Below are 6,408 nucleotides of genomic sequence, written 5' to 3' on the forward strand. Positions count from 1 at the left end.
GCTCTACCCGTAGTCCCTACGGTGAGAACATAAGTATCTTGTACGTTGGCGCACCACACTACCTACTTTAGCTTGGTTTTCGCAACTTCGGCAAGCATGGGGCGATAGAACGTTGAAGATTTTACGGTTGTAACGTTTTTCTGTAATCAACCTCATAACTTCAGTTTTCGAAGAGCAATCTGTACAAGTAAATGATAGCAAACATGTTGGCTTATGCCAACCGACATTCATCTCCCACCTTAAATTGGTGTTTCCCACCTTCACATTTTTGAGGAAGGAGTCTTCTGTCGGAAAAAGATAAAACATATGATTCATTCACAACTATTGTTTTAAACTGTAATAATTATGCCACTCAAGTATAGTTTACTTTGTTATTTTATAATATAAAGAGTTTGCTAATTTTATCTCTTCCAATCTTTAAAATCGGCATACTTTTTATATTCTTTTTCAATTACGCCCTTATACCATTTGTTATCACTTTCAGGTCTAGATGGTTTATTATTATATTCATTAATGTCTCCGTTTGCATTTAACCATTGAGAATTATTATAAGCATATTTATAGATGAATTGTCTAGCTTCTTTTAATGAATTAAACTCACCTAAATATAACTTAGGTTGCGCAATTCTGTACCCATATACCAAATAAGTTGTACCATGTTCTCCTGAGGTTTCGAAAAAAGGTTTTGGTATTGAATCAATTTTCTCCATTATATCCTCCTATATAATAATAGTTTGATTCTATTTAATTAGTAGAATCAAACTATTATTATGTGAACTTTTTACATTAATCCTTAAAAAAAAGTTGACCAATTAATCAGCTTTATTAGAAATGCATACTTTGTTCCCCTCTAAAACTTGCATATACAAACAACCACTCAATCATTCGCCAATCATCCACTTTAAGATAATAAACTGATTGACTGGTGATTAATTGACTGATCAAGACTTGATTTAATATAATAAAACCAACCACTCAATCACCACTCGACCTATTGAGAATAATATCGATTTTCTATTACAAGTGACTGGTGATTAATCGAGTGATCGCACGCGAAAATGATGATAGAAGCACCATGTGTACACTTTTATAGCAATATTTTGTTGGTTGAGCGTTAATCGGGTAGTTGATCGATGGATATTTAGGTTGTTCTTACTTGTATTGGATTGGCTCTTGATTGAGCGACGATCAATGGGGTGTTTGAGTGGTAGTTTTCATTTATAATCATTCAATAAAGGTCATACTTTTAGAAAATCACCTTGCAACGATGAAAAAAACTATATATGATGTAGTTACTTTAATAATTTTGTATTTTTCTAGATGCAGATTTATTAACGATAAAATATTTATATAATAAAAAAATAAAATATAATAAAGCAAAAAAGGTTCATCAGCCCAATGAAGTAGCGCCAACTACTTCATTGTGGTACACCGCACAAAAATTCCCAAAAGAAATTTCCGATCGACAGCGGTAAACAAAGCCAATAAACCTTTTTATTTTGCATGGAATTATAAGATAATTTTACTGTATCTTATGTATTTGTGCAACTTAAAAAGGGGATTTCTTGCGTATTTTTAGGCATTGTTTACCGTGATAATACATATATTACTTTTTTTATGAGTGATATTTTGTATCCGTGGTATGACAGTGCCTTTTTCTGCTCTTTTGAAAGGAGTTAGCAACATTATGCATACGCAAATGGCTTTTTCCCAACAGAACTTTAAAGTTCATGGGGTTAAGTTTTTTGATGGACTATTAAACACCATAAAACTAGAAAATGAAAGAAAAGAGTTACCATCTTCAGCTTTAGCTACTTACATCTTGCTTCACTTTGAATGTAATGATATAGGAATGCTTCCACGTGAATTTCAAATAATGGATCTTGCTAAGAAAAGCGGGATTCCCTACACAACAATTTATACAGGTTTTCAAGTTTGTTTGAAGCGTAATCTTGTAAAAGAAACACCTGTTGGAAATCGTACTGTATATGAAATTGTAGATTATGCATTGTATAACCATACTGCTTCGGAAACTTCAAACATGTCAGGTATAACGCTTTCGTATTTCCGTATTCCATTTCACCTTATCCAAACAATAATACTGAGTAGTCTAGTAAAGGCTCGTGATAATAGGGGAATTATGTTCCTTCTAAATTTAATCAACACTTTTTCAAGAAAAGTGGGTATGGAACATTATAAACATAATATTGATGAGTTCCAGATCACAAGAAGAATGGCTTTCTTAAAAGAAAGGTTAAAGCGTAATGCAAAAAAAGTACGACAATACATAGAAATTATAAAACCTATTGTGCAATTTACTGCAATTGACTCTAAAGAGAAAAATTCTAATGAATCACGAATTACAAGTGTAAGAAAACAGGTAAAACAAATCATCATTGAGAAGTTTAGTGTGGTGTTTTCTTCAAACTGTGTAATAGAAAATGATAAAAAAGAATTACATAGACCAATAGCAAAGTGCCGAAAAGAAGCAGTGTCTCGTTTAAAGCATATGGGACAAGCGTTACGAAAAAAAGATAAAGAAAATATAATGACTGCATTTAGACAAGAAATTGTTGATCACGCAATCTATTTACCAACAAAACAAAAACAAAATGAATTACTAATTTACGCAATGACTTATGCGTTAGATCAAGTTGAAAGATGCACAAAAGAGCAAGAAATATTCTCTATTCCAGCATTTATGCGTGTACAGTTTAGAGATTCATGGACGGATTTTAAAGAAAAAAGCTTATCTGTAGAAGAAAGACACGATACAAGGATAAATTATTATAAGCAAAATGGTGTTTATCCTGACTTTGTGTAATTTTTAAAAAAATAAATACAGCAGCCCTTGTTAAAAAATCACTTAAAAGCAAGGGTTATTTGGCATGTTCTTTATTTTGAAGACATGCTTTTTTATTTAGGAAAATATTTCTACGAGCATTTTTACGCAAGCATATAAGCTGCTAACGCTACGTTTAAATACGATTCAGTGTGTTTATAATTCGATTCAATACTTGTGAATATCTTAATTATTTTATTATAGACTTGTGAATTCTGAGTAATATGGTATTTAACTTCTTAATTTGTGAATTATATGATGGGAGGCTTGTTTGTATTGGGGATATTACGATAGGGAATTTATCTTAATAGCAAGGAACGTATGTAATGCAAGGCTTTAGAGGTATTTGCTAAATCTCTTTATAATTAATAATTGAGTTTAGTTATATATTTCTTGTTGTTTGTATATAAAATACTTGTGATTATTTATATTTAATTACTTGTATTTTTTTAGATTAGATACGTAGAAAAATAGAAAAAAGGAATAAATATAAGTTTCCAAGGGGGTAATTAATCTATTGACTTTTAAAATTCATAGAGGTATTCTTATACGTGAACAACAATTAACTAAGAGAAATATACAAATTAATAGATTTAATTTCTAGCTAAACGGACACACCGAAGGCACATAACCTGCCATCGGTGTGTCTTTTTTTGTATAAATATCAAAAAAGGGAGAATTTGAACTATGAATGAAATTGTAAACATGAGTAAAGAGAGATTTACAAAGTATTGTGAGGACAATGCAGCATTTGAGGAGGATATTAGTTGCATTATTAATCACTACTTTTTATTACTAGGAAATAAAGCAAATATATTACAAGAAAGAGAATTTAATAACGAAATTGAAGAAAAAACGTTTAAAAATAATGTAAAGCGTTTTGAAACTCTATTCCCTGCAGCTGTTAAGAATGCATTTTTAAAAGGGTATCAATTATGTCTAGAGTTTATACATCATCCTGAAACACAAATACCTGAGAATTTATATACTGATCCGAACTTTATAAAAGACATTCCTTTTGCCCTAGCAAATGCATCCGAATATGAATTGTACGAAATCATTCGAACAGATGAAACACAGGAATTTAGTGTGTTTGCTATACGAACATATGAGGGAATTCGTCCATTATTAGAACAAGTATTTTGTGAAGTTGCATACAGTGGTGCTGAATATGCTTTTGAACATGAACGATTAGAAAGAGGATTTGAATTAGTGAAAGGTGATACCACTGTATTAACCAAAGTTCCTGTAGATCGTTTCTTCTCAATTACGCCTTCTGTAAACGGAGTTGTTGTGCATGCGGAAGAGCATTGCGAGATTTGGACTTTAAATTGGAATAGCAAAGTAACCATTGATAATCCTTTTATTGAGGTTGCTGAGGTTACATTTATTCATCAAACAAAGGATATGATTCAAAAAAATATTGAAGATGGTGTTTTATACTACAGTTTTCTTTATCTTGATACACCTTTACATGAGATACAAGATCGATTAGAAATACGAGTAAAACTAAATTCTGATTTTGGGGCTCCACGTTCAATGGAACAAGTTGAAATGGAGTATATTTTGAATGAGATTATTGGGAAGGTTCATCTTCAGGCACAAATTCCAATTGAAAACATGATTTTAATCCAACGTTAGAGTTTGTAGGAGGTTCACTATGGTAAAAAAAATCGTTTTAGCTATTAGCGATACTGTATATACGGCATATTTACGTGAGGATTTTATTGGTGCGGGATTTGAAGTAGCTGATAGTGATGTGATGCACATCAAGTATCTAGATGAAATTCTAGATACGGAACAGCCCAATATTTTATGTATTAATGACAAACGATTAAATATTGATGCGGGACATGAAGAGAAACGTGAATTGATTATTTTACAGAAACTAAGAGATATTCGCTTTAATCGGGATATTCGTATTGTGGTATTTACAGAGCGTGAAAATGATGATGAGTTTTTGGCGAAACTGATTTATCTAGGTATCTATGACATTTTTAACTCTCGTAAAATTGATATTGATAATAAAGTCATCCCCCAGCTGCTACAAGAATCAGATATTAAAAATGTAGCGGAAATTGTAGGAGCAAGTCAGGCACCTCAACAAACAAAGTTACCGGAGATTCCTGTTGATGAGCAAGAAGAGGAAGTATCAAGTGAATTAGATGAAAGTGGCAACAGTCAGCCTTCCTCTAAATCCAACAAACTAATTAAAAACAAACAAAAGCATAAGTCTGTATTAGAGGAGACGCCAAAAGCACCTATTATAAAAAAACAGTATAAATTGGCTTTTGAACCGGTATATGAAAAACAAATTGGTATTGCTATTCCAAGAAGAACGATTGTTGTGGCTAGTATGAACAGGAGAAGTGGTGCTACTTTTGTTTCACATCTTTTAGCTACGTATTTAAATGAACTACAGATTGATGTGAATTATATAGAGAATCTATATGATGATGGCTATACGTATCCGTTACTAAAGGGATATACAGAAGCGCCAGAAAACTATCGTAGTGAATTTATGTTGCAGCGATATAAAGAGATGCTACAGAAGGAATCTGATATATTATCAATTCCCAAATGGAAGCAAGGAAGAATAAATTATATCGTAAAGAATCCTATAGTGGACCAAGAGTTGAAAAACGAAACAGAGCAGGACTTTGACCATTTTATTAAGGTTTTATTGGCTAACCAAGAAGCACCTATATCTATTATTGATGCAGGGAGCGATTGGGATAAAGATTTATACCATGAGATATGTGAAATGGCGGATTACATATTCTTTGTAGCGGAGCCAGATCTGCATCAATTGCTAAAGATAGCGCATCCTCTTACAACAAAAGAGAGAAAGCTCGTTTCTTACTTAGATTTAGAGAAAACGAGAATCATTGGGAATAAGTTTTCTCCTGCACTTTTAAAGCATGAAGTAGTAGAAGAATGTTTTGGAGACAAGGTATTAACCGCTTTACCACCATATGAGATAGAAGATGTATTTGAATCTCAATTAAATAGTAGTACGTTACTATCTAGTCGGAACTATTATAAAGAGTTAGAAGGAATACTGAAGGGAATAGCTGAGCTACTGCTACCAAATCAATTATTGAACCAAAAGAAAAGTTCCATTTTAAGTGGATTTCGATTTCGAAAGTCTGAAAGTTAAGGGAGGATAAAGAGGAATGCAAAAGTTTATTGTTGCAGCAAGTATGTTGCTGTTATTTGTAGGTTGTCTATTTTTTGTAACTGATATGGTGATTGGAGATACAACACATACTGATAATAAATCGTCTTTAGAAAGGGGTGGCGAGATAGCTTTGGCTAAGTCTGTAAAAATAGGTACTCTTCGTGCAGAACAAGAAATAGCTATTGATGTAGAAAAAGCGAAAAAAGAGTTTGAAAAGGCGTATAACAGTAATGCGGATTTTAAAGATCCTGCTTCAAAACGTAACTTTACTGTATATGATGTACAGGAGAAACCAGCAATGATTGCTGTCGAAGGTGATGCGGAAGCTGCTAGTTATTTTAAGCAATTTGATGAGAAAAAAGAAACAATAAAGAGTAAAGCAAGA

At 32.3% G+C, this 6,408-nt stretch carries 5 protein-coding genes; 4 read left to right on the top strand and 1 reads right to left on the bottom strand.

All coding sequences use genetic code 11. From position 1 onward, the window contains the following. Window positions 1-401: 401 nt before the first annotated feature. Entirely contained in the window at window positions 402-710 is a 309-nt protein-coding gene (locus tag ACS2CR_RS33000) for a hypothetical protein (protein WP_060852773.1), read from the bottom strand. Between the two features lie 977 nt (window positions 711-1,687). On the opposite strand from ACS2CR_RS33000, the gene ACS2CR_RS33005 reads away from it, so the two are divergent. From ACS2CR_RS33005 to ACS2CR_RS33020, 4 genes are all read left to right on the top strand, one after another. Continuing rightward, on the top strand, window positions 1,688-2,824 hold the full coding sequence (locus tag ACS2CR_RS33005) for a hypothetical protein (RefSeq protein ID WP_153603091.1): 1,137 nt from the start codon (window positions 1,688-1,690) through the stop codon (window positions 2,822-2,824). A gap of 705 nt (window positions 2,825-3,529) precedes the next feature. Then, the gene (locus ACS2CR_RS33010) at window positions 3,530-4,483 is read left to right on the top strand and encodes a hypothetical protein (protein ID WP_060852771.1); all 954 of its coding nucleotides are present in this window, start codon (window positions 3,530-3,532) and stop codon (window positions 4,481-4,483) included. Window positions 4,484-4,502: 19 nt separating this feature from the next. After that, window positions 4,503-6,002 carry a hypothetical protein gene (locus tag ACS2CR_RS33015; RefSeq protein WP_153603090.1) on the top strand — a complete coding sequence of 500 codons (1,500 nt, stop codon included), beginning with the start codon at window positions 4,503-4,505 and terminating at the stop codon, window positions 6,000-6,002. Between the two features lie 16 nt (window positions 6,003-6,018). Next, window positions 6,019-6,408, top strand: a 390-nt coding sequence (locus ACS2CR_RS33020; RefSeq protein ID WP_242300411.1) for a DUF5411 family protein, incomplete at its 3' end; no start/stop codon positions are given.

It is taken from the genome of Bacillus cereus group sp. BceL291 (genome assembly GCF_051776705.1).
GTDB lineage: Bacteria > Bacillota > Bacilli > Bacillales > Bacillaceae_G > Bacillus_A > Bacillus_A cereus.